The organism is Streptomyces sp. NPDC020299, from assembly GCF_044387825.1.
Lineage (GTDB): Bacteria > Actinomycetota > Actinomycetes > Streptomycetales > Streptomycetaceae > Streptomyces.
The window spans coordinates 39,518-64,210 of record NZ_JBIRWL010000031.1 but is presented as its reverse complement, the minus strand read 5'-3'; the positions used below and the strand labels follow the sequence as shown (position 1 = coordinate 64,210).

At 69.9% G+C, this 24,693-nt stretch carries 32 protein-coding genes; 28 read left to right on the top strand and 4 right to left on the bottom strand.

Annotated elements, in window-relative coordinates:
* Positions 1-38: 38 nt before the first annotated feature.
* The gene (locus ACH45E_RS43300) at positions 39-377 is read right to left on the bottom strand and encodes a GntR family transcriptional regulator (RefSeq protein WP_361455950.1); all 339 of its coding nucleotides are present in this window, start codon (positions 375-377) and stop codon (positions 39-41) included.
* A 356-nt stretch (positions 378-733) separates the two neighbouring features.
* Between ACH45E_RS43300 and ACH45E_RS43295 the strand changes: the two genes are divergently transcribed.
* The 13 genes from ACH45E_RS43295 to ACH45E_RS43235 all read left to right on the top strand — a co-directional run bounded on the left by ACH45E_RS43295 (position 734) and on the right by ACH45E_RS43235 (position 12,316).
* Entirely contained in the window at positions 734-1,504 is a 771-nt protein-coding gene (locus ACH45E_RS43295; RefSeq protein WP_361455953.1) for a hypothetical protein, read from the top strand.
* A 759-nt stretch (positions 1,505-2,263) separates the two neighbouring features.
* Positions 2,264-2,422 (top strand): hypothetical protein, encoded by a 159-nt coding sequence (locus ACH45E_RS43290; protein ID WP_361455956.1) that lies wholly within the window; start codon positions 2,264-2,266, stop codon positions 2,420-2,422.
* A gap of 276 nt (positions 2,423-2,698) precedes the next feature.
* Entirely contained in the window at positions 2,699-2,962 is a 264-nt protein-coding gene (locus ACH45E_RS43285; protein ID WP_361455959.1) for a hypothetical protein, read from the top strand.
* Between the two features lie 161 nt (positions 2,963-3,123).
* Positions 3,124-3,303 (top strand): hypothetical protein, encoded by a 180-nt coding sequence (locus ACH45E_RS43280; protein ID WP_361455962.1) that lies wholly within the window; start codon positions 3,124-3,126, stop codon positions 3,301-3,303.
* Between the two features lie 91 nt (positions 3,304-3,394).
* On the top strand, positions 3,395-3,574 hold the full coding sequence (locus ACH45E_RS43275; RefSeq protein ID WP_361455965.1) for a hypothetical protein: 180 nt from the start codon (positions 3,395-3,397) through the stop codon (positions 3,572-3,574).
* Positions 3,575-3,763: 189 nt separating this feature from the next.
* Positions 3,764-3,955 carry a DUF5999 family protein gene (locus ACH45E_RS43270; RefSeq protein ID WP_361456132.1) on the top strand — a complete coding sequence of 64 codons (192 nt, stop codon included), beginning with the start codon at positions 3,764-3,766 and terminating at the stop codon, positions 3,953-3,955.
* Positions 3,956-3,999: 44 nt separating this feature from the next.
* Positions 4,000-6,186 carry a hypothetical protein gene (locus ACH45E_RS43265; RefSeq protein WP_361455968.1) on the top strand — a complete coding sequence of 729 codons (2,187 nt, stop codon included), beginning with the start codon at positions 4,000-4,002 and terminating at the stop codon, positions 6,184-6,186.
* Positions 6,187-6,299: 113 nt separating this feature from the next.
* Complete coding sequence (locus ACH45E_RS43260) at positions 6,300-6,776, top strand: hypothetical protein (RefSeq protein ID WP_361455971.1); 477 nt, start codon at positions 6,300-6,302, stop codon at positions 6,774-6,776.
* A complete protein-coding gene (locus ACH45E_RS43255; RefSeq protein ID WP_361455974.1) occupies positions 6,773-7,081 on the top strand; it encodes a hypothetical protein in 309 nt (102 codons plus the stop codon). The genes ACH45E_RS43260 and ACH45E_RS43255 overlap by 4 nt, the downstream gene beginning before the upstream one ends.
* A gap of 127 nt (positions 7,082-7,208) precedes the next feature.
* Positions 7,209-9,380 (top strand): ATP/GTP-binding protein, encoded by a 2,172-nt coding sequence (locus tag ACH45E_RS43250; RefSeq protein WP_361455977.1) that lies wholly within the window; start codon positions 7,209-7,211, stop codon positions 9,378-9,380.
* 20 nt (positions 9,381-9,400) lie between these two features.
* On the top strand, positions 9,401-9,817 hold the full coding sequence (locus tag ACH45E_RS43245; protein WP_361455980.1) for a conjugal transfer protein TraB: 417 nt from the start codon (positions 9,401-9,403) through the stop codon (positions 9,815-9,817).
* Between the two features lie 80 nt (positions 9,818-9,897).
* The gene (locus ACH45E_RS43240; protein ID WP_361455983.1) at positions 9,898-12,048 is read left to right on the top strand and encodes a chromosome segregation protein ParM; all 2,151 of its coding nucleotides are present in this window, start codon (positions 9,898-9,900) and stop codon (positions 12,046-12,048) included.
* Between the two features lie 79 nt (positions 12,049-12,127).
* Positions 12,128-12,316: a hypothetical protein gene (locus tag ACH45E_RS43235; protein ID WP_361455986.1), complete on the top strand. Its 189-nt coding sequence runs from the start codon at positions 12,128-12,130 to the stop codon at positions 12,314-12,316.
* Here the strand turns inward: ACH45E_RS43235 and ACH45E_RS43230 are convergent, their stop codons facing one another.
* Positions 12,317-12,478, bottom strand: a complete 162-nt coding sequence (locus ACH45E_RS43230) for a hypothetical protein (protein WP_361455989.1) — start codon at positions 12,476-12,478, stop codon at positions 12,317-12,319.
* A 157-nt stretch (positions 12,479-12,635) separates the two neighbouring features.
* Between ACH45E_RS43230 and ACH45E_RS43225 the strand changes: the two genes are divergently transcribed.
* From ACH45E_RS43225 to ACH45E_RS43170, 12 genes are all read left to right on the top strand, one after another.
* Positions 12,636-13,187: a hypothetical protein gene (locus ACH45E_RS43225; RefSeq protein WP_361455991.1), complete on the top strand. Its 552-nt coding sequence runs from the start codon at positions 12,636-12,638 to the stop codon at positions 13,185-13,187.
* 225 nt (positions 13,188-13,412) lie between these two features.
* Positions 13,413-13,931, top strand: coding sequence for a hypothetical protein (locus ACH45E_RS43220; RefSeq protein WP_361455994.1), 519 nt, complete (start codon positions 13,413-13,415; stop codon positions 13,929-13,931).
* A gap of 279 nt (positions 13,932-14,210) precedes the next feature.
* A complete protein-coding gene (locus tag ACH45E_RS43215) occupies positions 14,211-14,672 on the top strand; it encodes an RRQRL motif-containing zinc-binding protein (RefSeq protein ID WP_361455997.1) in 462 nt (153 codons plus the stop codon).
* A gap of 121 nt (positions 14,673-14,793) precedes the next feature.
* The gene (locus ACH45E_RS43210) at positions 14,794-15,303 is read left to right on the top strand and encodes a hypothetical protein (RefSeq protein ID WP_361456000.1); all 510 of its coding nucleotides are present in this window, start codon (positions 14,794-14,796) and stop codon (positions 15,301-15,303) included.
* Positions 15,300-15,434, top strand: coding sequence for a hypothetical protein (locus ACH45E_RS43205; RefSeq protein ID WP_361456138.1), 135 nt, complete (start codon positions 15,300-15,302; stop codon positions 15,432-15,434). Before ACH45E_RS43210 ends, ACH45E_RS43205 begins: the two co-directional genes overlap by 4 nt.
* Positions 15,435-15,533: 99 nt before the next feature.
* Positions 15,534-16,211, top strand: a complete 678-nt coding sequence (locus tag ACH45E_RS43200; protein ID WP_361456003.1) for a GGDEF domain-containing protein — start codon at positions 15,534-15,536, stop codon at positions 16,209-16,211.
* Positions 16,208-16,522, top strand: coding sequence for a hypothetical protein (locus ACH45E_RS43195; RefSeq protein ID WP_361456006.1), 315 nt, complete (start codon positions 16,208-16,210; stop codon positions 16,520-16,522). Before ACH45E_RS43200 ends, ACH45E_RS43195 begins: the two co-directional genes overlap by 4 nt.
* 37 nt (positions 16,523-16,559) lie before the next feature.
* Complete coding sequence (locus tag ACH45E_RS43190) at positions 16,560-16,955, top strand: WhiB family transcriptional regulator (protein ID WP_361456009.1); 396 nt, start codon at positions 16,560-16,562, stop codon at positions 16,953-16,955.
* Positions 16,952-17,143: a hypothetical protein gene (locus ACH45E_RS43185; RefSeq protein ID WP_361456012.1), complete on the top strand. Its 192-nt coding sequence runs from the start codon at positions 16,952-16,954 to the stop codon at positions 17,141-17,143. Before ACH45E_RS43190 ends, ACH45E_RS43185 begins: the two co-directional genes overlap by 4 nt.
* A complete protein-coding gene (locus ACH45E_RS43180; protein WP_361456015.1) occupies positions 17,140-17,631 on the top strand; it encodes a hypothetical protein in 492 nt (163 codons plus the stop codon). Before ACH45E_RS43185 ends, ACH45E_RS43180 begins: the two co-directional genes overlap by 4 nt.
* 80 nt (positions 17,632-17,711) lie before the next feature.
* Positions 17,712-18,059, top strand: a complete 348-nt coding sequence (locus ACH45E_RS43175; RefSeq protein WP_361456018.1) for a hypothetical protein — start codon at positions 17,712-17,714, stop codon at positions 18,057-18,059.
* Between the two features lie 199 nt (positions 18,060-18,258).
* Positions 18,259-19,251: an immunity 49 family protein gene (locus ACH45E_RS43170; protein WP_361456021.1), complete on the top strand. Its 993-nt coding sequence runs from the start codon at positions 18,259-18,261 to the stop codon at positions 19,249-19,251.
* Positions 19,252-20,338: 1,087 nt separating this feature from the next.
* Here the strand turns inward: ACH45E_RS43170 and ACH45E_RS43165 are convergent.
* Both ACH45E_RS43165 and ACH45E_RS43160 read right to left on the bottom strand, forming a co-directional pair.
* Positions 20,339-21,646: a ParB/RepB/Spo0J family partition protein gene (locus tag ACH45E_RS43165; protein WP_361456024.1), complete on the bottom strand. Its 1,308-nt coding sequence runs from the start codon at positions 21,644-21,646 to the stop codon at positions 20,339-20,341.
* Complete coding sequence (locus ACH45E_RS43160) at positions 21,643-22,797, bottom strand: ParA family protein (protein ID WP_361456027.1); 1,155 nt, start codon at positions 22,795-22,797, stop codon at positions 21,643-21,645. Before ACH45E_RS43160 ends, ACH45E_RS43165 begins: the two co-directional genes overlap by 4 nt.
* A gap of 251 nt (positions 22,798-23,048) precedes the next feature.
* Here ACH45E_RS43160 and ACH45E_RS43155 point away from each other — a divergent pair, with 251 nt between their 5' ends.
* The 3 genes from ACH45E_RS43155 (at position 23,049) to ACH45E_RS43145 (ending at position 24,679) form a co-directional block, all read left to right on the top strand.
* On the top strand, positions 23,049-23,270 hold the full coding sequence (locus ACH45E_RS43155; protein ID WP_361456030.1) for a hypothetical protein: 222 nt from the start codon (positions 23,049-23,051) through the stop codon (positions 23,268-23,270).
* Between the two features lie 453 nt (positions 23,271-23,723).
* A complete protein-coding gene (locus tag ACH45E_RS43150) occupies positions 23,724-23,978 on the top strand; it encodes a hypothetical protein (protein WP_361456033.1) in 255 nt (84 codons plus the stop codon).
* Positions 23,975-24,679: a restriction endonuclease gene (locus ACH45E_RS43145; protein ID WP_361456036.1), complete on the top strand. Its 705-nt coding sequence runs from the start codon at positions 23,975-23,977 to the stop codon at positions 24,677-24,679. Before ACH45E_RS43150 ends, ACH45E_RS43145 begins: the two co-directional genes overlap by 4 nt.
* Positions 24,680-24,693 lie beyond the last annotated feature (14 nt).

Sequence of the window (24,693 nt, the reverse complement as noted above, 5' to 3'; positions counted from 1 at the left end):
TGAGCGCTATGTTTGGCGCGATCGCGTCTGGCCCGCGATCAGCTTCTCTTGTCAGTGCTGGCTTCAAGTCGCTCCAGCCGCTCGGTCAGGTCAGCCACTCTCTCCTCCAGTCGTTTGATCGCTTGGGAGGTCGGGTCGGCAACAGCGTCGACGGCCGACTCGCGAATGAAGGACCCGCGCCCCTGGTGGGAGTAGACGACGCCCTCTGTGCGGAGCTCCGAGAGGGCTCGTTGCACCGTGCCCGGGGCCACGGCGTAGTGGTCCGCGAGCTCTCGGGTGCTGGGCAACTTGTCGTTGCCCTTGAGGCGACCGAGCCGGACCTGGTCCTTCACGTCTTCCACGATCTGCTGATAGGGCTGCAGGTCCTCGGTCGTCATGAGCCACATCGTAAAGCTCCTTCAATGATCTAGCTAGGTTGCCCAACTTAGTTGACACAGCCCCGACTGTATCAGTTAAGTTAGGTAAGTCAGCAAAGACGGTGCGCCCGGAAGTTCCTCCTGGAGAGGGCCAAGGAAGCGCCGCTGCGAAACACGCAGGTGTCACTGCCCTCCGGGGTGGCGGCAAGTGTGGTGAGCCTTGCTCCCCTGGTCGACGGTGCCTGTACCGAATAGCTCCACCTGCATCACCCCTGCACAGCGCTGCTGCGCTGTCTGTCCGTCAGGACCAACCCGGCCCCGGCCGGCCTGGCGCGGCAGAGAGAGCAGCACCCCGCCTGCAAGAAGGAGACCGTCAGATGGCAGTCCGCAAGCGTCCCGGCCGTGTCCGTACCAAGCGAAGCAACGGCCGCACTCCGTTACTCCTGAGCACGATCGCCCCCCAGGACATCAACCTCCGCGAGGGTGAGACCCGCTCCATCGTGTGTCCCGACTGCCGCACGTGGCGGCGACTGATGGGCGAAACTCAGCTCAAGATCCGGGAGCACTGTCACAGCGACCGGATCCTCGAGGGCCAGAAGCACGACCGCTGCCCCGGCAGCGGCCAGGTCGTCCAGCTCGACATCAGCGTCGACCAGTGGGCGGAGGCGATGGCGGCCGCCGACAGCACCACGACCGGCCGTCGCTCCGCCCGCCAGCACTACAAACCGCTCCCGGCGCCGGCCAAGGCCGTCACCCAGATGACCCCGGTTCCCGTGAACGCGGCCGACGCGCTCACGGCCTACCGCGAGCACCTCAAGATGTGCCGGGCCAGCACCGCGGCCGGCCGCTGCGACGGTACCCATCGTTGCGCAGACGGAGCCCGGCTCGCCGCGCTTTACGCGCAGCTCAAGCGCATCCAGCCCCTGCGCGACCGTGAGGCCCGCGTTGACGCGCTGCTCGCTCGCTACCGGTCGGCCATGGTGTGGGCCAAGCACAGTGAAGCCACGGCCAACGCTAGGGCCACGGCCAAGCGGGGCGGCACGACGGTCGAAGAGACGAACAACGCGTGCCGGATCCACCCGGCCGATGCGGTCTCTGAGTTCCGTGGCCCTCAGGTGCCGCTGGCACCGGTTCACATCAGCGCCTGATCTGCACGCACGAATGACCGCGGCCCCGGCCATCCCGAGCGATCGGGGGAGGCCGGCCGCGGCTCATACGGCAACCGACCCACCTCCCGAGATCAGGAAGGGGTGCCATGCACGACGACTTCGACCCCAGGAATGGCCGCGTACAAGCATCAAATAGGGGGCAAGGGCCCGCACGGCCCAGCGGCAGAGCGGGCCCTCAAGTGCTACTTGGTATTTCGAGTCCAGTCAGCCAGGGCTTTGACCATGTCAAGCACTACCCGCTGGCGGTCCGCAGACAGAAATGGCCATGACAGCCATGCCGGGGCGGAGAGCACAACCACGACAAAGACCGGAAGGATCTTGAGCACGATAAGCGCGTGCTTGAGCATCAGAGAACTCAATTAACAGCCAGCCTCAATCCGCACCATGCGGTTCGTTTAGTCCGTTTTGGGAACCCAGACCCTCTTCTTTTCTCACTATGTGAGACGGAAGTAGGGATTTTTTTTTGAGGCCGCTGTCCCGGCTGCGCTCAACTCGCCTTCGGGGCACGCTACTTCGCACGATACGGGCGGTGTCAGCCCACTGCAAGTTGATCAGGCACAGCTAGTTCGGAGAACGCGACGAGGATCCCGAGATTGGTGCCGCTGGCACCGGTCCGCGTCAGCGTCTGACCTGCATGCACGAATGACCGCGGCCTCGCCATCTCGAGCGATCGGGGAGGCCGGGCCGCGGCTGCTCATACGGCAACCGACCCACCACCCCAGACCAGAAAGGGACGCCATGCACGACGACTTCGACGCAGGAATGGCCGGGTACAAGCAGGAGCAGGCCGAGCTGGAGGCGATGCACCGGCAATACGAGGAGATGGACCAGGCCGAGTACGCCGAGTTCATGGCCGAGCTGGACGCTCGCGACGCCGAACGCGGCGGGCAGGCCTGACTACTTCCGCAGCCTGTGCTGCCCGCCGTGGACCGTCCCGCTTCACCGCGGGCCGGTGGTCGGCGGAGTGCGCAGGATGCACTCACGCGATGGACCCCCGGGGGTGCATCCCCGGGGGGCCTGTCGCAGGTCACCCTTCTTGAGAGGACGACCCACCACATGCACAGCATGACAGCCGCACCGGCTTTTGCTTCCCGGCCTCCGCTGCCGAAAAGACCGCTTCCACACGAGAGGACCCCGGACCGTCCGGGTACCTCCGGCGCTCGCCCGCACCCGGTGCGTGACGCCCGTGTCGACGACGAGATCGGCCCCCGCACCCCGGGCACGCTCTACACCACCAGCATCAGCGCGTACGAGGTGCTGGCCGTGATCCGCGACCCTGAGCGCGCGAGCGCGCTACTGAAGCGCACCGCCCTGTGGGCGGTGATCGTCCGTGACATCTACCGCGCGGATGCCGAACCGGTCGTGGTCGGCGACACGTGGACAACGTCGGACCACCTGATCCGCGAAGGCAAGCCGGCCTACACCCCGGCGGCCTGACGACCCGCCACGGTCCGTCTCCCACCCCACCAGAGCGTCAGGGGTGGGAGACGGAGCCGTGGCTGGCCGTCAGGTCAGCCAAAGGGCGGCGGCCCCGGAAGGTCAGAGCTCCGGGGCCGCCAGTACAGGAACTCATGAAGGGAGTCCCTGTGGCTGTCAGCATGACACGCACGACCACGGCAGGTCAGGACGCCTGCCGCCGTCTTGGCGAGCACCTCCTGACCGTCGTCCGTGAGCAGGACGCCCGGATCCCCGCTGAGCGGCGCGCCCCGCGCACCGTGGCAGAGATGCGGGCCCGCCTGGCGGCCGTCGGCACGGCTCGCGGGGAGGTGACGGTATGACCGCCGCCGTCCTCAGCCTCACCGACGAAGAGCGCAAGGAACTGTCGAAGAAGGTCGCCGAGGCCAACAAGCGCTCCGAGGACCGCCCGCGGTGACGGCCGACGATCTGTACGCCCGCTACCAGGCGGCGGACAGCGCGCGCCGCGCGCACCGTTCCACCTGTACGTCCTGCATCGACACCAGCCGCTGCCCCGCCGGGCAGCGGCTGTACGAGTCGTTCGCGGCTCTGCAGGACGCCTACCTCAACCGCCTGCGGTCTCAGCGCCGTTGACGGTTTCCGCCAGTCCGACACCGCCACCTCTGTCGGCTGCCTGACCCGCCCGGCCCGGCCCCGCCCCCGTCGGCGGCCGGTCCGGGCGCGGTCCAGGGGAGCCGCGCAGCCGCGCGAGCCGAACACCCTCGCCGGGAGGCCTTGATGCCCACCGTGACCCCGACTACCCCCACCCGTCAGCCCCGTTCGTTGTGCCGGCACACCCCGCCGTGCCCGGCGGCCGTCAGTCCGGACCGCGAGGCCGCCCTCGTGGTGGCCGCTCGCCCGGAGCAGGGCTGGAGCCTGCTGTGCAACGGCGTCCTGGTCTTCGACGACACCGGCGAGCTGCTGCCCGACGGGCGCACCGTCGCCCCGCACCGGCCCGTCGCGGTCATGGCCTGACGGCTGCCTGATCAGTCCGGACCACTGACGAAGAAGGAGGCGGCGTGACCGCCACACGAACCCGTAAGAGGCCTACCGCCCGCAAGAAGCCGGCGACCCGCCCGGCGTCGCAGCCCGCCCCCTCCGCTCCTCCCGCCGCTGCCCCGGCCGGGGAAGCGGATGAGGATATGGAGACGCTGGCCCGCGTCGCGGACGCCCGGGACCGGGCCGCCGACATCATCGACACTGCGCGCGAGACGGCCGCCGCCTTCCAGACGGAGGCCGAGGCAGCGGCCGCGCGCGCTGTCGCGGCCACCTATCAGCAGGTCACCGCGGTGCTGTCCGAAGCGCAGGCCAGCGCCGCGGGCATCACTGCCGACGCCGACCAGGACGCGGCTGTCCAGCGCGCGGCAGCCCAGGACGACCTCGAGGCCGCACGCGGCGAGGCCGACCGGCTCCTGGCCGAGGCCCGCGACCGTGCCGAGACCCTCCTGAAGGAGGCTCGCGCGCAGGTCGCCGACCTGACCGAACTGGCCGCCGCCGACCGAGAGGCGATTAGCAAGGCCGTTGCCGAGCTGCGGCGCCTTGCCGAAGCCGACCTCACCGAGATCGGCGTCCTGGTCGACCAGCGCCGCACCGAGGCTGGCGCGATCCTCGCCCGCGCCCAGGAGCAGGCCGACGAACTGGTGGCCGCGGCGCAGCGGGAACTGGAGCGGGCCCGCGAGCGGTTCGCTCAGCTCGCGGCGACGGCGGCTGAGCAGTACGACGCCCGGCGGGCGGAGGCGGAAGCGCTGTACGCGGACGCGGTCAAGGCCGCCGACGACCGCCGCCGCGAGGCCGACCAGTACGTCGCCGCCGCGCACACCGAGGCGGAGCTGGCCCGCACCGAGCTGCGCAAGCAACTGCGCGCGCTCACCGACCAGTTCGACACGGAAGCCGTCGCCAAACGCAAGGCGCTGGCCGACGAACTCGCCGGGCTCAAGCAGGCGTGCGACAAGCAGCGCGAGCGGCTGCGGGAGGAAGCCAAAACCGTCACGGCGCAGCTGCGCGAGGCCGCCCAGAAAGAGGCCGACCGCATCACGTCCGAGGCGGAGCGCAAGGCCAAGGGCATCACCGATCGAGCGCAGGCGGATGAGGCACGCGCCCGCCGGCTGCTGGACGAGGCCCGCGAGGCGAAGCGGGCCAACTCCCGCTGGCGCGGCTGGCAGCAGAACCTCAGCCGCAAGGCATGGAAGACCGCCCCGTGGATCGCGCTCGCCGCCGGCGTCGGTCTCGCCGCCTCCGGCGAGTACGAGCTGGCCCGCATGGTCGGCATCCATCCTTACGTCGCCCCGCTGCTGCCGGTCAGCATCGACGTCTACTGCGTCACCGCGTTCCGCGCCAAGAAGGACATCCCCTACGCGCTGCTGCTGATGGCGTCGGCGAACGTGACGTACCACCTGTCCGAGCAGGCCCACATCGTCCACGAAGGCCAGTCGGCACCGTGGCAGCTGACCACGTTCGTCGTGCTGATCTTCGTGGCGGTCATCTGGCGCGTCCACACGCTCATGCACGACGACGGTGCGAACGGGCACGGCAGTACGGCTGCTGCGGGCGGCCGTACCGGTACGGACAGCGGAAACGGAACGCCCGCCCGTACAGGTACGCACCGGGGTGCCGACGGAACGGACACGGTGTCGTCCGGCCGTACAGGGGCCGCCAGCGGCGACCTGTACACCGCTCGTAGCGCGGTCCGGCCGTACGGGACGGGCACCGGACAGGACGGTACAGATCCTGTACACGCCGCCTCCCATCCGCCGCACGATGACGGAGCCGAAGCGGCGGTGACCAGGCCGTACAGCGACCGTACAGACGGTGTACACACCGCCTCCGACGGGGCGCGCCGTACAGGTACAGCGGCTGCCGGACGTACCGGTACGGCCAGTGCGGCCGTACAGACACGCACCGGTGCCATCAGCATCCGTACACAGTCCGACGGTGACGGTGTACCGGAGGCCCGTACAGGTACGGGCGCCGCATCCTCTCCTGCAACCGGAACCAGCGGTACGACGGGTACGGACCGTTCCGGGACGCCTGTACGGACGGACGCTGAACTCCTGCCCCTCGTACAGGGCCTGCCGCGCGACGCGGACGGCTTCGTCACCCTCTACCAGGCCCGCACCAAGCTCAGCGTCAACCAGCCCCGCGCAGTCCGGCTGCTCTCCCAGGCCGGCTTGCTCCGCCCCGAGGACGCGGACAAGTACCTGACCTGATCCGCCGTCCGGCACACACCAGTGAGGGCCAGCCCACCGGTAATGGGCTGGCCCTCGCTGCGACTGCCGGAAGCAGTCCCAGATCCCCAAGTACACCAGGAGGAAATCCCACCGTGAACAGCAACGACCCGAATCACGCACCTCTGCGCGACGTGGCGCAGAACCCGGAAGCGACCGCCCGGTACCTGGCCGACGTTCAGCGGGTCCTGCTGGACATCGGCAAGAACCTGGAGACCCTGGCGCTCGAGACCCGCGTGCACTGCCGGGGCACGCACGTGGACGGCGATCGCTGGTACCACGCCCGGCTGCGCGCCCTGCCTGTCGAGAAGGCCCTCAAGGACGTGCTCAAGCACGTCAACGGCCTGACCGAAGGGCTGGAAAAGACCGCCTATAAGCGCAACGCTTTCACCGACGAGGTGAAGGAACTCCCGCAGAAGAGAAAGGAAAAGGAACTGGAGAAGCGGCGGAAGAAGAATCCGCAACTCCAGGCCGCCCCGGGAAACCCGCAGCAGCAGGGTGCGCAGAGTCAGAATCCTGGCTATGGTAGTCCTACGTCGATTTACGACCTGGGTAACAGGGAGTCGGCGTGAACCGCCCCCTCAGCAGCGCTGAACGCTCCATCGAACGGCGTAGGAACTGGCTGAAGGCAGAGGCGGATAAAGCCCGCGAATCTCGCGGCGAGGCGGGGCAGATGGAATTCTGGCTCCGCCTGGCACGATCCCGAATGGCCAAGGACGTCAAAGCCGGTCGCGGCGACGTCTACGCCGGATTCGCGCTGATCTGCCGCCTGTTCATCACGGCGATGGACCAGCGCGTGCAGGGCAACGGACGAATCTGGAACGACCTCCTGCAGTACGCGGAGCAGGTTGTGGCGAAGCACCCCCCGCGTCACTGAACGTCGCCAGCGAAGGCCCCGCCGGGCTCCGGCGGGGCCTCGCGCGCGTAAAGCGTGCACACGTGCACGTGCACACGCGTGCACACAAGACCTCACGCTCTGTCAAGTCCCAGGAGGGAGGCGCACCGTGTCCGACGAGGACGGCAGCGGGACCTTGGTCCGCGGCCCCTGGAGCGGTGATTCCTCGTACGTGCCACCGCCGATCCCGGACTACGCCGACACCATTCCGGAGCCGGAGGACATTTCCCCCGCGCCGCCGGAGTCGCCGGAAGAGACCACGATGGAACTGCCGCCAATTCCGGCTGCTCCGGACCCGGCGACGGCACTGTACTCGGACGGAATTACGGCACCGGAAACCGAAGAAGAGGACGGAGAATACGAGGAAGGTGAATACGTCCAGCCTCGTTCTCTCGCTGACCGTCTCGGTGACTGGCTCGAATTCCGGCTGGAAAGGGCGCGGGCTAATCATGAAAGCGAAGCGCCTTTCCGTGAGGCTGAAATAGCGCGGAAGGCCGCGCTGCTGGAGGGCCGCACCGCGCAGGAAGTCGCGATGATGGAGCAGAACGGAAAGCTCCACGCCGCGATGATGAAAGCGAAGGGCGACAAAGCGGCGGCGCGCGGAAAGTCCGACGCCGACCGCATGAAGTCGTCCAGCTCCGGCCTGGGCACGGACAAGGGCCGCTCGAAGGCCGGCGGCGGGTCCTCGCGCGGCGGGGGCGGCAGCGGCGGCGGTCCTTCCCGCAACAACTCGGGTCCCGGCTCCAAGGCGCCCGGGTCGCGGGGCTCCAACTCCGTTGGGAGCGTCGGGCGTTCGGGTTCCGGGTCGACCGGGGGCGGCAGGAAGGGCTCTGACCGGTCCTCTGGCGGCCGTGCAAGCGGCTCCGGGCGTAACGGGCCGTCCGGGGGCTCGAAAGGCTCCCAGACGGGCTCTGGCAGCTCGAAGGGCGACGGCGGCCGGGGCCAGCACGGCCCTGCCTCCAGCGCCCGTGCCGAGCGGGCCCGCGGCCGCCAGGAGCGCGCCGGGGCCCGGCAGACCGCCCGGCAGGAGAGGCGCAGCGCCGGCCACGCCGCTGGCATCGCAGACCGGTCCAAGGACCGTGACCAGGCCCGCGCCAACCGGCAGCAGGCGTGGGAGGACCGCCGCGCGAAGCGGCAGGAGCGGAACGCGGCGCGCAAGGCGAAGCGGGAAGCCGCGGCGCCGGCCGACCCTGGCCGCACCACCTTGGGCCAGGCCGTCGCGGAGGAAGCCCAGCGCCGCTTCGACAAGCGCCGCGCCGACGCCAAGGACGCGAAGGACGGCAAGGCCAGCGCGGAGCAGGTGAACCTGACCAAGGACAAGGACGCCAAGGACAAGGGCACCGACGGCAAGGGCGAGAAGACCGCCAAGGACGGCACTGACGGAGCCCCCAGCGACGCAAAGGACGCCCCGGCGGACGAGCCGGGCAAGGAATCCAAGGCCGGTGAAGGGCCGTCTGACGGCTCGACGAAGCGGCGCCGGTTCCGGCGCCGGCGCACCCGCCGCGGTAAGCGGCGCCGGGAGCCGTGGGAGAGCCTGTTCGAGCCGGATGAATCCGTCCCGACGGTGGAGTGGCCCGACCGCCGCCCGCACCGTCCCACCCCGCAGTCGGACACCAGCAAGGACATCCCGGACGCAGTGATCGTCGACGACGAGGGCGACCCGTTCGGCTGGCATGCCGCCCGCCGCGCCGGCCTGCCCCGCGCACCCAGGCAACCGCGCGCCAGGCGGGGGGTCATCAAGCGCCCCGGCACCAGCCGTCCGGACACGACCGACGCACCCGGCGAGACCGAGCGGCCTGTCGCCGGCCGCCCGCCCACCAGCAGCCGACCCACCAGCACCGAAGGGAGCAGCGTGAGCAGCGCGGAGGTCAGCAGGCCGTCCGGGCAGAGCGGCCTGGCCACTCAGCACCGCACGGACATCACGTTCGACGAGTACCTGATGGAGATGGCACGCATCGCCATTCAGGCCGGCCTGGACCAGGAGCGGGCCGAAGCCCTCGCCGAAGCGCTCGGCAAGGTCGCCGACGCCCTGCGGGACATGGCCGCCGACCTGGTCGGCGACCACAACGTCACCACGACCGTCACCGACATGGTCGCGGACCTCGCCGACGCCGCGGCCCGCATGAAACTCCAGGCCGAACGCTGCGCCCAGGAGTGCGCGATCGCCTACGAGGCCGCCAAGCTCGCGGCCGCCATGGTCGCCCGCGTCTACGGCCAGGACATGGCCGCCAAGGAAGATGCGGGCCTCACGTACGCGTCGGCCGCCGCCCACCACGACTAGAAGCCGGAAGGACCTCGCCTATGAGCGACCTTGCTCCCAGCACCGGCGGCGGCGCGCCCGCGCCGGCCGACGGCGACAACCGCTACAAGGCCGTCCAGGCCAAGCTGGACAAGCTCGGCAAGGCCATGGACGAAGCCGCCCTCGAACTCGAGTCCCTGCGGCGCAGCATGCAGGCCAACGCCACCCGCACCGAAGGGGTGGCCCGCGACATCGCCAACGCCGAACTCGACGGGAAGTTCGTGGAACTGACCAACAACGTGGCGCTCGCCCTGGGCGGCGCCGCCATCCAGGTCCGCAAGCTGCACGACACCGCGCGGGAGGCCGCCGACCTCACCTACGAGACCAAGCACACCCACTCCAAGCTCTACGGCGCGCTGGACGACATCCGCTCCAACCGCCGCGAGCGCACCCCCAGGCCGGGCTTCCTCACCCGCTGAGCCCCCGCAACCCACCCCGTCACGGGCGGCCCCGCACACCTCGCGGGGCCGCCCGCGGCCGTTCCCCAGGAGTGACACCGGTGACCACGCCGCGCAGTGTCGTGCTCGAACGCCTCGCCTACACCCTCGCCGCGCCTGTGCTGGCCGTGGCCCCGAACCTCTACCCCGACAGCCCCGTCAACCAGGTTGTGCAACTGGCCGGCGCGGCCGGGATCGGCGGCTGGTTCCTCGCAGCCAAGAGCGATGAGCCCGGGGCCGGACGCAAGATCCTGCGCTGGTCCCCGCTTGTCCTGGCCGCCGCAGTCGACGTCGCCGCCGGGCATACCACCGGCTTCGGCCCGTACTGGCTGGACGGGCTGCTTGCCGCCGGATGGGCGGCGGCCGGCTACCTGGTGATGCCGTTCTCCCGGCACACCCGCCGCCGTCACCGCCCCGCCGTCGCGGCCCCGGCCCCGGCCCCGCAGCTGGCACCCGCCGAAGCCCCGGAGCCGTCCCCGGCACGGCCGGACGACGGAGCCGACCTGCTCACCCGCGACGCGCGGGTGCTGTGGGAGCAGGCCGGGATGCCCGGCCGCACGCACATCGTCAAGGCCACCCGGCACCCCGGCATGCAGCACGACATGACGATCCTGCTGCGCGCCTCGGAGACCGGACGGCCGATCACCGGCCTGTCGGAGGCGGCGGTCGCCGCCCCGTTCGGCGTGCACTCTGGCGACGTCGTCCTGGCGGAAGTCGCCATCCAGCCCGGCCGTCAGGGCGGGCCCGGCTGGATGGAGGCGCGCATCACCCCCGACGCCAACCAGCGCCGCCGCACCAAGCCGACCCCGCAGGAGCGCTGGACGGACCGGGTCGGCGGACCCAAGGGCGGCGCCCCCGGCTCAGAGCTGGTCCACAAGACCCGCGACGACGAACGCGGGGTGACCTTCTACCGGGCGAAGATGACCGACTCCACCGACACTCCGCGCATCGACCTGGCCAAGGTCTGCCGCGCGCTGAACCTGCCCGAGGACGACTCCTGCGTGTTCGTCCTCATCGACGGCAACGAGTTCCTGATCAGCGCGTTCGACACCCCGCCGCTCAGCGCGATCTTCCCCGCCACCCGCGAGCTGCTCACCCCGGACGACAAGGGCATGTACGTGTGCGGGTTCACCATCACCGGCCAGCCGGTGAAGACCATGGTGTACCAGCACGACAAGAACGCCCCGGCCCACGGCCTCACCCTCGGGGTCAGCCGGTCGGGCAAGACGCAGTACTTCGCGATCAACATGGCCGCCCAGTCCCTGGACGGCCAGGTGGTGTGGCTGTCCACCGTCCGCAAAGACGAGAAGACGACCACGCTGGGCCGGTACATCGACCGGCAGGGCTCCAACGCCCTGTGGATGGCCCGCCAGCTGCGCGCAGCGAAGGCGCTCTGCGAGATCAGGGCAGAGATGCCCTGGCCGCACGACGGCCAGCCGCACGACTACAAGCCGGGCGACTCGCGCTGCCCCTACCGGCAGCTGAATGTGTACGCGGATGAGTTCATGACCGCGGCGCAGGACGGGGACTTCGGCGAGTTCATCCAGAAGGACGGCGAGGACCTCACGGTCACCGGGCTGAAGTACGGCATCGGCTTCAACCCGGCCGGCCAGTCGCCGTTCGCGCACAACGGGTTCTCCACCGAGATGAAGGACAACCTGCGGCAGAACAGCCGCCCGGTCATCTTCAACATGGGCTCGCCCGGCGCCACCCGCAAGGCGGCGGAGGGCACCATGGAGAACGCCTACGACGTGCCGACCATCCCGGCCCGCTACTCCCGCAGCGAAGGCTCCGCGATCGAGCGGGCCATCAAGGGCGAGGCCGACCCGGAGAACGGCGTCTCCACGGGCGGCGTCGCGGTCATCGTCCTCGACAACGGCCGCGCCGTCCTCATGCGGTCGCTGTACGCGGACTTCGACACCGACCTCTCCGAGCTGTTCCCCGACGAGGTCAACCGGCTCACCGACTACGAGATCAGCGAGCTGGAGAAGCGCGGCCTGTGGTTCGACTGGAACGAGCCCGTGCGACCCGGCGAGTTCTGGCCCGAACCCGACGAGGACGACGAGGGCCAGGGCCGGTCCCGTCGGCGCGGCGGCGGAGGAGGCGGCAAGGGCGGAGGCGGGCGCGGCCCCAAGGGCGGCGGTCGCCGCTTCGAGCAGGTCACCTCTCCCCGCCAGGCGCTGGAGGCCATCAAGAGCCTCACCGACGCCTGACCACACCCACCCATCCCCGGGGCCGGCGCGCCCGAGCACGGCCGGCCCACCCGACCCCCGCGAAGGAGTACCACCCGCCGTGGCCCTCTCCATCTCCGCCGCCGTGCTGCTGGGCATCATCGTCTTCGTCCTGCTCAAGGGCGGATACGTCCGTGCAGGCTCCGCGCTGGCCTGCAGCCTGTTCGGCTTCACCCTCGCCGCCACTGGCCTGGCCCCCATCATCAACAGCGGCCTCGCCTCGCTCGCCGGACTGATCTCCAGCTTCTGACTACGCCTCTGTCCAAGGCGGGTCGGGCGTGTAGTTGAGTCCGTCGCAGAAGCGGCAGTCCCACTCCGAGGGCACCTCCCACTTGTCGACCCAGAAGCCGACCTGCTTGCCCACGAAGTAGTTCTCCCCGCCGCACCATCCGCACTCGAAGACGAACTCCACCCGATCCCCTTCCCCGTGCCTGTCGGATCGAGGATGCCCGGGGCGCAGGTGCGGTGACTACCCGCATGCCAGCCCCAACTCACCTGCTGCACAACGCCGGAGGGCGCCGCCGGAACCATCCCGGCGGCGCCCTTCGGCGTTCCTCGTAGGAGCCCCGATGACCCGCCCCGCCCCCTCCCCCACCACAGAGCACCTCACCCAGACCGCCGCACCGCCGGCGGAGCTGTCCCTCGAGGACCGGCTGGCGCTCGTCGACGCGGCGATGACCGTACGGCTGGACGAAGCCGCCCTCGCCTACGAGGTCAACACCGCGCACATCCCCACCGAGCCCGTCGACCTAGCCGACGTCGTCACCGCCCCCATCGCTCCCGTCAGCACCGTGCCCCAGCCGCTGCCAGACCTGTACCCGACGCCGGTCGCAGCGCTTCTGCAGCGGGCCCACCACCGCCTGATGACCGGTGGCTGGTGCAAAGACGGCCTGGTCGACGAGGACGGCGCGCGCTGCATGCTCGGAGCCATCCGAATCGAGGCCCGCGGCGACCGTGGCCTGGAAGCCGACGCGGCCGCCGTGCTCTTGGACGCGATTCGCCGCACGTTCGGCGACGACGTCGACTCTGTGCCGTCATTCAACGACTCCTTCGCTCATGGCCGCACACCCATGCGCATGGTCGACCAAGCAGCTCGCCTCGCCGACGCCCGCGGCCTGTAGCCCACACCCCGTCCAGCTTTTCCGTCACCGAAAGGCGACCCGATCATGAATGAGACTCCTTTACCCGGTCCCCGTACTCGTCCTGAGCCCGCTCCCCGCGCATGGCTTGCGAGGCTCGGCAGCGCCTGCGGCCGCGCACGAACCTGGGGCAGCCAACGCTTCGACGCACACGCGGCATTGGCCGCCCCATGGCGGCTCGCGCCCCTGTGGGCCAAGATCGTCACCTTGCCCGCTGCCGGTCTCATCGGCTACACCCTGGCCGGGCTCATCTACCGCCTGATCCTCTGCATGCAAAACGCCGGCGGACTGGCCGCCACCATCAACCAGCCCGTGCGCCAGTACCTGGCGGCGCACACCGCGCAGCTGCCGGTCAGTGCGGGCATCGCCATCACCGTCTGGCAGGCCGTCGGCGTGGGCGCCTTCGTGCTCGGCATCCTGCGTGCCACCGGTGCCCGTCTCATCTGGACCGGATGGGGCGCGGCAACCGCGCTCATGGTGTGGGCCGGCACCCCGGCGTCTGGCCGTCCGGTCGCGGTCGGGTTTGCCGTCCTCGCCTGGGCAGTGCTGTCCGCGCCCGTGCTCCGTGGCCTCAGCCTCGCTCCGACTCTGCGCATGCAAGCGGACGTGTACGGCGATGCCCCGCTCGCCCTCGATATCCACACCGAGGTCTACCAGGCCCAGCCCGGACCGTGCACGCACATGCCGTACCCGGTGCCGCCGCAGCTTCCCCCGTCGCTCAACTGACGATCTGGACGTTGCCTGTCCGCTCCCGCCGCCCGGCCCATCCACGGGCCGGCGGGGGCGGGCGGGGAGCCGGACCAGCCACCCGCACAGCTCCCCGCGCCCACCGCCCCCGGCTCCACGGCGGTGGGCGCGGTCATGCCCGCATCCGACAGACCACCTGGAGGACCTGCCCGTGCTCATACCCCGCCCGCGCCGCCGGATCGGCCGCCCCCGCCCCCAGCGCCCCGGCCCCCGCTACCCGCACCGGCCCGCCCGATTCCCCGGCGCCTGGAGCAGGTGATGCCACGCCCGAAGAAGAAGCACCGCCGCGAGGTGAACCGGGTGCCGCGCAACGCCGCGCTCCTGCCGGAGTACGACCGTGGCGCGGTCCCCGAAGGCTTGGTAACCCGGCGCCAGTTACGGGACCTAAACCTCAGCCCCGGAGACAACGACGGCCCGGTCGCGATTTTGCGCTGCAAGCTGTGCGCCACCCGGCCGCAGTGGTCGTGCACCCACCCCAGCCGCGGCTTCCTGCTCCGCGTCGACCTGGCCAAGCCCAAGCGCGTCCTGACACTCGCCCAGGAACGCGCCTTGGACCAAGCGATGGCAGCTCGACAGACCTGCGGCCAATGCGGGAGACGGTTCTACATCTGCCTCTCCAAGAAGCTCGGGTGCTGCCTGGAGTGCTTCGACGGCACGCCCGTGGACCCCGGCAGCTGCATGACAGCCCTGGCCTCCGGCACGCACCGGCTGGCCGCGTGAGCCGAACCCCGTCCCGGCGACACAGGCCGGGACGGGGCCCGCACACCCGGGCGGCCGCAGCACCGGCAAAGGCCGGCCGCCCCGCTCCCTCACTCCCCTTCGAGATCAGGAGAAACCCAGCATGCAGCATCGTCCCGCCGTCTTCGCCGCCCTGCTCGGATTGACCCGCGCCGGAAGCGCGATCGGCGACTACTGGGTACAGAGCGACTTCTGCGCCCGCGTGAAAGGCGCCGCCGACGACGTGCCGGTCACGTACGTCGACCCGTTCACCGACGAGAAGACCGTCCATGGCACGGCTGACGGCCGTAAGGCGTGCCTTCACCACTGCCTGACCTATACGGCCACGCAGGCGGTCATCGCCGGGGCCGGGGCCCGCGCGCTCGGGATCCGGGTCCGCCCCGCTGCCGCGGCAGCCGCGCTGGCGGTGTCCTTCGGCACTCACTACGCCGCCGACCGGCGGGTGCCAGGCATGGGCTTGCTGGAGAAGATCGCCACCAAGACCGGCAAGGGCGGCTTCTACCGTCTGACCGACTACGGCATCAACGGCGCGTTCCACCTGGACGGCGCGTGGCACCACGGCTGGGAAACCCTCGCCGCGCTCATCGCCACCAGCAAGGCGACGACCCGGTGACCGCCCGCACCCGCCTGGACCGCGTCCGCGCCTCGCTCGGCATCGCCGCGCTCGCCCTCCAGCAGATCGAGGACGACTTGACCCTGCTGGCGCTGGTCCTGCTCGCCGCTGCCGGCATCACTGCCCTGTAACCGACAACCGCCACAGAAAGAGGCGCACCCCCTACGCCTGGACAGCTCGGGGTGCGCCTCTCCCATATCCGCCCGCACGGGCAGAACGGAGATCCCATCATGCCTCCTGCCAGCGTCTTACGGCAGCATTCCCGGACACTTCTCATCACCGCGGCCGCCGTGCCGCTCGCTCTGGCGGCCCTCGCTGGCGACGACGTCCGCTTGCGCCGCCAGCTCGACGCCGCCCGCAAAGACCCGCTGACCGGTCTCCTGCGCCGCGATGCCTACACGGCCCGGGCCCGCCGGATCCTCGCCCGCCATGGCGACAACGTGGCGGTGGTCATGATCGACGCCGACCACTTCAAGGACATCAACGACGGCCTGGGGCACGCGGCCGGGGACGCCGTCCTCGCCGCGACCGGCGCCCGGCTCACCGCGTGGGCGGGCCCGCGCGCCGCCGTCGGCCGGCTCGGAGGCGATGAGTTCGCCGTCGTCCTGGAGCTGCGCGCCGATGCCCGCGGCCGCTGCTTCGAGCAGCTGCTCCGCATGCTGCGCGCCCCGGTCATCCTGGACGACGGCCGCACCGTCGACGTCGCCGTCTCGGTCGGCGTCGCGAACCCCGACGTGATCGGCAGCCGGGACCTGAGTGTCCTGCAGCGGGCCGCCGACGCCGCGCTGTACGCGGGCAAGCACTCCGGCGAGGCCACCTTCGCGGGCCCCGCGCACATCACAGTGCCGACCGTCAACGGCCGCCGGATGGGCCGCCTGGGCACCGGCCTGTGGGGGCGTGCCGCGTGAGTACCGCTGCCCGGCCCGCCGTCGACAAGGACAGCTCCAAGAAGAAGCCGTTCAAGCCGGGCCTGGTCCCGCCGCCCGGTGCGCTCCTGGACTGGGGAGACGGCCGCCACTTCGACCACTGGCAGAACGAAGCCTGCGTGCTGTGTGGCAGGCCCACGCCGTTGCGCTCCCACGCCGGCGAGGCCGTGCACAAGGCCTGCGCAGAGGACTGGATCACCGCCCACCCCGTGGAAGCGCGGTTGGGCCGGTTCGCCTCCGACGCCAAGGCACCGCCCACGAAACGCAAAGACGCCCAGGGCGCCCACGCCTGACTCCCGACGCCTTCGACTCCGCAAGGAGGGCTCATCCATGAGCCGCACCAATCAGCCTCCGGCGGTCCTCACCGCCGACACCCGGATCCCCTTCCCCCACACTCAGACGCGGCTGGCGTGCCGGAAGGACCCGGGCCTGTTCGTCCATGACTACGGCCAGACGACCAGCCCTGATGACATCGCCCGCATCCAGCAGGCCAGCGCCGCCTGCCGCCGCTGCCCCATCGCAGAGGGATGCCTCAAGTGGGCGCTCGCCAACCCCAAGATGACCACCTCCGGCATCTGGGCAGCGACCACCGCCCGGCAACGGACCGCGCTACGCCGTCGACTGCGTGAACGGCTCGGCGACAACTGGGTCGACCGCGTCGTCCAGGCCGACCAAGCACGCACCCCACGCCGCCAGCCCCAGCCGCTACGGGGGCGTGCCGCATGAGCGCGCGTGACACCGACCGCGCCCTCGCCTACCCGGAGCCGCCGGCCTCCCTGTACTGGCACCGCCACGGCGCGAAGGCCCGGCCGCTCACGCCCGCCCAGCAGCGGCGTAACCGCGAGCTGCTGGACATCGCCCAACGCGGCCACCGCCGCATCCACGCCGCCACCACAGCCGAAAGGACGTCATGACCACCGTCTCCCGCACCCGCCCGTACGCGCCGGACAGCCCGCTCGCGGTTCTGCTGGAACTCGCCGCCGACTCAACCAGGCCCGACGAGACCGAGCAGCGCCAGGACGCCGAAACCGCTGCTGCCCACCACGTCTACCGCGCCTACCCCGACACCCTCGCCCGGGCGGTCGACGGGCTCGACTGGCAGGGACACCCGACCGTCACGCTCGACGGCGGCCGCCGTATCGAACCGGCCGCGGTTGCCTGGCTGGACGGCGGGGCGTGGCTGCACCACACCCTGAACGTCAGCGAGGCCCACGGCGCCAGCGACGTCCTGACCCTGATCGTCCCCTGCACCTGCGGGCACGGGTACGCCGACATCCTGCTCGACACGGAGGACGTCCTGATCGAGATCCTCGCGGAACTGGCCCCCACCCACGGCCGGTCCCCGCACTCCGTCACGCCCGTCGACTGCCACAGCGTCCGTGCCACCCTGGCCCTCGGGTAGCCCCCTTCGGACGGCCACGATGGCCCGCCGGCGTACGGCGGGCCGCCCCGATCTCCCACCCCCCGACAAGGAGGGACCCCATGCACAGCGACACCGGCACCACCTCCCGCCCGCCGATCGTCGTCCTCTGCGGATCCACCCGCTTCTGGAACGAGATCAGCGAGGCCACCCTGTACGAGACGGCCGCCGGCCGGATCGTCCTCGCACCCGGCTGCAACCTCAAGCAGCCACACCCGCTGTGGGCCACCCCCGACAAGGCCGACCGCATCAAGCACATGCTGAACGCCCTGCACCTACGCAAGATCGACATGGCCGATGACGTCCTGATCGTCAATCCCGGCGGCTACATCGGCGAAAGCACCCGCCGTGAGATCGACTACGCCCGCAGTCTCGGCAAGCCCATCCGCTACACCCACCCCGCATCCTGACGCGACCACTGGCAGTTCACCGGCCCGGTTCCCGCCTTGCGCAAGTCGCGGCGGGAACCGGGCCTTTTCTTGTTTTCGCGCCCATCGCGCAGGTCATCATCTGGTCGGCGAGGTGATCCGAAAGCAACGCTCTAGTGCTGTCAGTGCCCGTTGATAACGTGCTTCGTCCAGCCGTGGAGTTCATGAAGGGACGGGGTACGTGCGGAATGTGACATGCCATCAGGTCAGCGAGCAGGGGTTGGCCGAGGCGCTCGACGACATCGACGGGCGGGCCTACACGCGGTGGCACTCGCTGCGGTACGGCAGCGTCTCGCCGACGCTGATCCGGGCCATGGCGGACGAACTGCTCGACCATGTCGCCGCGCGAACGGTGACGGAGCCGGGGCTCGACGCTGCGGCCGGCACGGTCGCCGTCACCGCCGCGGAGTGTGTGCACGGGGTGCTGAGCATCATGTGCTTCCCGAGCGGGGACCAGGAACTCCGGTTCCCGCTCGTCGGGGAGCGGATCAGCACGGACCCGGACGACGACGAGTTCGGGGACGGGCCCATCACCTTCCGGGACGTCGTCAAGGAGGCGCCCACCGCGCGGACCTGGCTCGACATGTTTGAGATGTGTGTCGTCAGCGGGCATGTGTGGGACTGGGAGCGGGTCACCGGGCTGCTGCTGCGCGGCGACTACGCGCCCGCCATCCGTGACGGCGTGCCCTACAACCGGTACACCTCCGTCTCCGACCCCGCCGACCTTGCCGCCATGGACGCCCTGTGCCCCTATCTCACCGAGGCGGCCGGGCATCTGCCCCGCGACTGGCCTACGGTTCCGCTGCGCAAGCCGGACGTCGGGGAGCGCGCGGAGGCCGCCCGGCGGCTCGACGAGGTCGGCGACGCGCTGAGCGCGGACCAGCGGCTGCTCCGCGTACTCCTCGACGACGACCAGCACGCCTTCGAGGACGCCCTCGTCGCCCGGCTGGTCGCGTACCGGGAGAGCGTCGAGGCCGATGCCGGTGATCCCGCGCCCCGGTCCCTCCTCCCCCTCGGCACCCTCGCCCTGGCCTGCCTCGCCGTCCAGGTCCATGGGTGGGAACTCGGTGTCCGGTCCGGGTATCTGCCGTACGGTCTGCTGGGATCGCCGGACGCGCCGCGCCGGGCGGCGGAGGGGAACCGGAACGATTTGGGCTGCTGGGCCGCCAAATAGGCCACCTGGGGTGCGGAAGTGGGTCTGGCCCGACATCCAGGACATCGTCGTGGAGACGGACTCGTCCCCACCGAGGCAGCGCGTACGTCTGTGCGATAGCCAAGGACGGAAGACCACCCTGCCCCACGTCGGCGAATGCCATCTGCCGGATCTCCACGCCCTGCGACCCCGGTAGCCCCGACGGCGCCGAGCCTCAGTCCGTGACTTTCGCGAGGGTCCGAAGGACACGGCCTTGCGGGAGACGGGCCGGTACGGCGAGGCGATCGACGCCCTCACCGAGGCCCCGGACCAACATCTTCCACGAGCTGGGCGACCATCACCGAGAGACGGAGGCTCTGCGCGCCGCGGCGATAGAAGGGTGCGCATCCTGTGCCGAGGAAGGGCAGCCAGAGCAGTCGTCTCCTGACTGTTGAGCGCTTGCGACATCGTCGGCCATGGGGGTCCCTGCTCCGGATCTGCCCCCACACCCGTGCGGCCATGCTGGCGCGCCGCCGACCAGCTCAACGCGCAGCTGCCGTTGGACGGGTCCGGACTCGTGGCGGAGGCGACCCTGTTCGACCTCAGTAACCATGCCTCCTGCCGCGACCTTGGCTACCTTCCCCTGTGATCCGTGGACCCGTACGAGTTCCTGGATCGTCTTCTTCTGGTCCATGGGCGGGACGTCGACCCGGTGGATGTTGGCGATCAGCGCGTAGCGCACGTGTCCGTGTAGCGGATGGCGGTCTTCTCGGTGATCCCGAAAACGAGCGCGAGGTGGAGCGGGTCGGCGCTGTGGATGAGGGCCTCTTCGAGCTGGCGGTCGGCGCCGAGCTGCTCGAGGGTGGCGGTGAGGTTGCGGGTGGCCCAGGTGGTCCAAAGCCTGCCTGCCGGGCCGAGCTCGACCGGTCAAGCACCCTGTCAGCGCGGTTATCCGCAGCGGCGTGGCGTGTCCCTAGGCGCTTGTTGTCCGCGGACAACAAGCGCAGACGGCTCCGGCGTCGAGGGTTGTTCGGCAGCGATGCCCCGGTCACAACACACGATGAGGCCCTGTCCCGCCTGGTTCGCGCCGGGTGGGGACAGGGCCTCATCGCGTGCTTGCAAGCAGATATCAGACGGGCTGCTGCAATTGGATCAGCTCACGCATTAGCGCGTCGTACTCATCAGGATGCTGCTCGCGCAGGGCCGTCAGCATCGTGCGGGCGCACTGGGCAAAGACGCTGGGCTCCATCTTCCGCTGCAGATGCAAGGCGATGAACGGAGCGTCGTCGTACGGCAGCTGGCGTGGCGTGCTGCCATCGTGGCGGCCCGGTGCGTCCGTAGCCTCATTCGCCAGCGGCTCCGCAGCCTTTGGAGCCTGCTCAGCGCCGGCACGGGAGGGACTGCGATCCTCCCTCCGTTCCTTGTTGTCCGCGGACAACAAGGTCTTCACATCGGTGATCTTCTCCTCGGTCGCCGACGCAGCAGGGGCGGCATCGGCTGCGTCCGAACGACGTGAGTGGTCAGGTTCCTCGTTCGCGGGGTGGCCCTGGGTGGGCACCTTGGCGTTGTTGTCCGCGGACAACAACGTGCCAGATGCCTTCGGCTCGGTGGGCGCCTCGGAAGACTTGTTGTCCGCGGACAACAACTTCTCGCGCGCGGCAGCCACAGCCGCCTTCTCCAAGGCCTTGGAGCGGGCGAGGGACTCCTTCGTCTCATTGAGGTAGTCCAGCAGGGCGGGAGCGTCGAGTTCGGGATTGTCCTTCAGCTTCCGGGCCAGGAGCCGGCCATCGCGTTCGGACATGCTGCCAGAACTGAGCATCGCCTGGATCTCATCCGGCAGCTCTAGCAGGACGAGCTGGTTGGTCACCCACGACCGGTCCTTGCCCAGCTGTTCAGCGGCACGGGAGCGGGCACCTCGTTCATTCTGCTCCGCGCAGACGTTCACGAGTTCCTGGACGCCCCGGGCGCGTTCGATGACGTCGAAGTCCTCACGGTCGAGGTTCTCCTTTAGGAGATGGTTTATGAACGTCTCGCGGGAGGATGCGAGGTCGTCGCGGACGACGAAGTCCAGGGCGTCGAGCCCGACGTGGACGGCGCTGCGGAAGCGGCGTTCGCCGTTGACCAGGACGTGGTGCGCGGAACCGATCCGCTCCGCGTGGTCGGGCCAGAGTGCGAGGTAGGCGTCGCGGGTGACGGCTACGCAGGCGGCGAGCTGGACGTTCCGCAATTCCTCGCCGAAGCGGGTCAATTCATCGTCCGTGCCGAAGTTGCGACGCGGGTTGAGGGGAGTGGGGGAGACCTCGTCCAGGTGGATGCGGACGAGTTCGTAGGCGGGCACATCGCCTTGGGCGACGGCCTTGGCGCGGCCTCGGGCGCTGCGTTCCCGGCGTACCTGACCGAACGATGACCCGGTGCCGAGCTTGTCTGCGACGCTCATGCGCTGATCCTCCGAGCCACGGTCCGCATAACCTCCGACTGCTCACCGTAGGGGGCATGGACCAGAAGAGGCTGCTTTACCCGGACGGCTTCCCGCTGGTCCTTCAGCTCGGGAACGATGGCGATCACTGGCGGGTCGCCCATCTTCTGCCACTCCTCGAGGGAGGACGTCGCCACGTAACCCTTGCGGGCGTCGTACAGGTTGACCACGAAGCCGAGCCAGGCGATGTCGACGTCTAGGTCGCCGGTCAGGTCCTGCACCTGGTCGTAGAGCATGTCGAAGGCGTCGGCGGAGGAGTCCTCGGCCTGGACCACGACCACGACGCCGGACGTGTTCTCTTCCTCGCTGTCACGGGTGCGGCAGTAGTACAGCGCGGTGTCCATCGAGTAGCCCAGGCTGGGAGGACAGTCGACGACGATGAAGTCGAACTCCATCTCGAGCGGCTCAAGCGCCTTCTCCAGCGCGGTCTCCTTGACGCGCACGAAGCGGCTGGTCGCTAGCTTCGCGTCAAGTAGGAAGGCATCCTTGCACGAGGGCAGCAGCCAGAGGTGGTCTTCGAAGTCGCCGCCCTTTATCGGCACGAGCAGGTCACGGAGCTCGCCCTTCGCTTCGCCCAGCATGTGCTTGGCGAGGCTCGGACTGTCGATGTCCAGCATCTGGTGGCCCAGCTGCACGGTGAGGTGGCCCTGCGGGTCAAAGTCGATGAGCAGGGTGCGGTGCCCGGACTCGGCGAGGGCCTGGGCCGTGCCGGCCGCCACCGAGGTCTTGCCCACACCGCCCTTCTGGTTGGCGAAGATGAACCGGCGGGCTCCTGTCTCCCGCGGCGGCTTCGGCCGCGGGGAGGGGTTGCCGTCGAGCCAGAGACGGATCGCCTGGGCCACTCCCTGGTTATAGGAGATACCTCGTGTCTTGCAGACACTCTTGAGCTTGCCGTACAGCCCGGTCGGCAGGTAGGTCGAGAACGAAGATCCGCCGCCGGTGGCAACCTCGGGACGCGGCTTCGCCTTTCGCCAGGCCTCAACGCCTTCCGTCACGGCATCCTGGATGTCTCTGTCCAGTTCCGCTGCCCGGACCTTCAACTCCTTACGCAGGTCGGCAGGCAGCTTCGCTACTACCTTTTCCCGATCACTCGGGTCGTATGGCGCGGTCATGGCGCTACCTTACTCACCCCTGGAGCGATATTGGTATTACCGGGTCGTGTCGCGGTTGCGTTTGTTGTCCGCGGACGACAAGCTCCGCCCAGGCGCCGTGAGTAGGGCAGCTGATGGATTACACGGCAGGGGCCCCGTCTACTGCTCGCCTGCGCGCCGGTCCCGGGCAAGGGAGGTGCTCAGCGGCGACCGCCGCGCGGGCTGAACCCTGAAGGTCGGAGTCCGTCCGAGAAGTGGTGGAGCGTCCCGTCGTGCTGACTGTGCCGATCCCGACGGCACCCTGCCTGGCCGTTCGGCTGAGCGGGGAGCCGTACACCCTGCCCACGGACGCCGTCGAGTGGGTGGAAGCCCTGGCCGCCCTGCGCATCCGAGCCGGGTCCGCGCGCCTCTACCCCTTCCGCGAGCAGCTGGCCCGCGCCTGCGACCGTGCGGCGCACGCCCTGCGCGAGGCCGAACCGGATCAGGCCGACTGAATTCCACCACTGCGCCCATGCACTGAGGCCCGTCACTGAGTTGATCGCGAGGACATGCTCGGGCGCGGTGGCGGGGATTTGATCGGCCTTGGCCACAGCGAATCACCAGCACAGCAGTGCACGGGACAGCCGAAGCGCCCCCACCCCGTCATCAACGAGCCGCGCAGACACGGCTCGATGAACACAGAACGCCTGTCCGACCGAAACTGGACGCCGCGGGATGCTCCTCACGCGCAACCAGTGTCCTGAACCGGCACTTTGCGGCATCGGACTTCGCCTCGAAGTGATCGTTTGTCAGTGCCTGCCGTCAGCATGGTGGCTGCGCAGGGACTGGATGCTTCGGGGGAGGATCACATGCCGTTCGTACGCGACTACGTACGTTCCGATGGGACACCGGTTCGGGGGCACTCCCGGTGGGCGCCGGGTGCACGCCGGGAGTTAACCATCCTGGCGGTGGCCGCCCTGGCGGTCGTCGGCTTCGGGCACAACAACGCCCACGAAGACAGACCCACAAGTCCCCGACCGGGATCGAGGGGGCCGTACCCGATCCACTACGACCAGCTCACCGGCAACCCGCCCCAAACCGTGCTGCCGCAGCCCACGGTGTCCTACCCGATCAAGTTCAAGACGCAGAAGGCGAAGCCGGCCGTGCCCAGGCCCACGGTGTCGTATCCGATCGACTTCTCCACGATGGGCGGTGGCCGGTGACCCGACGTCCGCCCGCACGTCGGCGACCGGCCCGACGTCCCAGCCGCAGGCGCCGGCAGCAGCAGGACGCCCAACTGGTCACCATCGGCGTCGCCGCTGTCGCAGCCGTCGCTTTGACCGTCATGGTGGTCAACTGGCTGCTCGCGCACTGGTGGATCCTCCTCGTCGCCGCCCTGATCGCGCTGCTGGGCGGCGTGGGATGGTGGCAGCAGCGGTCACAGCGCGCCCAGTGGCAGCAAGCCCAGGCACGCGCACTGCGCTACACGATCGCTCAGATGGATGCGCTCGCCCACCGACAGTTCGAGCACGCTGTCCGGGACCTGATGCACCGCGATGGATGCGCAGACGCCGTCCAGGTCGGGGGCCAGGGTGATCTCGGTGCGGATGTGAAGGCCACCGATCCCTTCGGCCGGCGCTGGGTGATTCAGTGCAAGCACCGTAAGAACGGGGACCGGGGAGCCGCCGTGGGCACCCCCGACCTGCAGGTGCTCAACGGCACAGGCCGTCCCGTCCACAAAGGCGACGTCGTCGTCATGGTCACCAACGGCAGAATCACCCAGCCCGGCCGCACCTTCGCCCAGCAGCAACGACTCCACCTTGTTGACCGCAGGGTCCTCGCAGAATGGGCGGCCGGCTCCCGTCCCCTGTGGGAGCTGCTGCGAGCGGTACCCCCGCCGCGGCAGCCGACAGCTCAGCCCTAGCCGGAAACGTCCCG

Bases quoted from the DNA above. Each gene is read 5' to 3' on its own strand.
- ACH45E_RS43300 (WP_361455950.1), bottom strand. From the start codon at position 377: ATGACGACCGAGGACCTGCAGCCCTATCAGCAGATCGTGGAAGACGTG.
- ACH45E_RS43295 (WP_361455953.1), top strand. From the start codon at position 734: ATGGCAGTCCGCAAGCGTCCCGGCCGTGTCCGTACCAAGCGAAGCAAC.
- ACH45E_RS43290 (WP_361455956.1), top strand. From the start codon at position 2,264: ATGCACGACGACTTCGACGCAGGAATGGCCGGGTACAAGCAGGAGCAG.
- ACH45E_RS43280 (WP_361455962.1), top strand. From the start codon at position 3,124: ATGACACGCACGACCACGGCAGGTCAGGACGCCTGCCGCCGTCTTGGC.
- ACH45E_RS43245 (WP_361455980.1), top strand. From the start codon at position 9,401: ATGAGCGACCTTGCTCCCAGCACCGGCGGCGGCGCGCCCGCGCCGGCC.
- ACH45E_RS43225 (WP_361455991.1), top strand. From the start codon at position 12,636: ATGACCCGCCCCGCCCCCTCCCCCACCACAGAGCACCTCACCCAGACC.
- ACH45E_RS43215 (WP_361455997.1), top strand. From the start codon at position 14,211: ATGCCACGCCCGAAGAAGAAGCACCGCCGCGAGGTGAACCGGGTGCCG.
- ACH45E_RS43210 (WP_361456000.1), top strand. From the start codon at position 14,794: ATGCAGCATCGTCCCGCCGTCTTCGCCGCCCTGCTCGGATTGACCCGC.
- ACH45E_RS43200 (WP_361456003.1), top strand. From the start codon at position 15,534: ATGCCTCCTGCCAGCGTCTTACGGCAGCATTCCCGGACACTTCTCATC.
- ACH45E_RS43190 (WP_361456009.1), top strand. From the start codon at position 16,560: ATGAGCCGCACCAATCAGCCTCCGGCGGTCCTCACCGCCGACACCCGG.
- ACH45E_RS43185 (WP_361456012.1), top strand. From the start codon at position 16,952: ATGAGCGCGCGTGACACCGACCGCGCCCTCGCCTACCCGGAGCCGCCG.
- ACH45E_RS43180 (WP_361456015.1), top strand. From the start codon at position 17,140: ATGACCACCGTCTCCCGCACCCGCCCGTACGCGCCGGACAGCCCGCTC.
- ACH45E_RS43175 (WP_361456018.1), top strand. From the start codon at position 17,712: ATGCACAGCGACACCGGCACCACCTCCCGCCCGCCGATCGTCGTCCTC.
- ACH45E_RS43165 (WP_361456024.1), bottom strand. From the start codon at position 21,646: ATGAGCGTCGCAGACAAGCTCGGCACCGGGTCATCGTTCGGTCAGGTA.
- ACH45E_RS43160 (WP_361456027.1), bottom strand. From the start codon at position 22,797: ATGACCGCGCCATACGACCCGAGTGATCGGGAAAAGGTAGTAGCGAAG.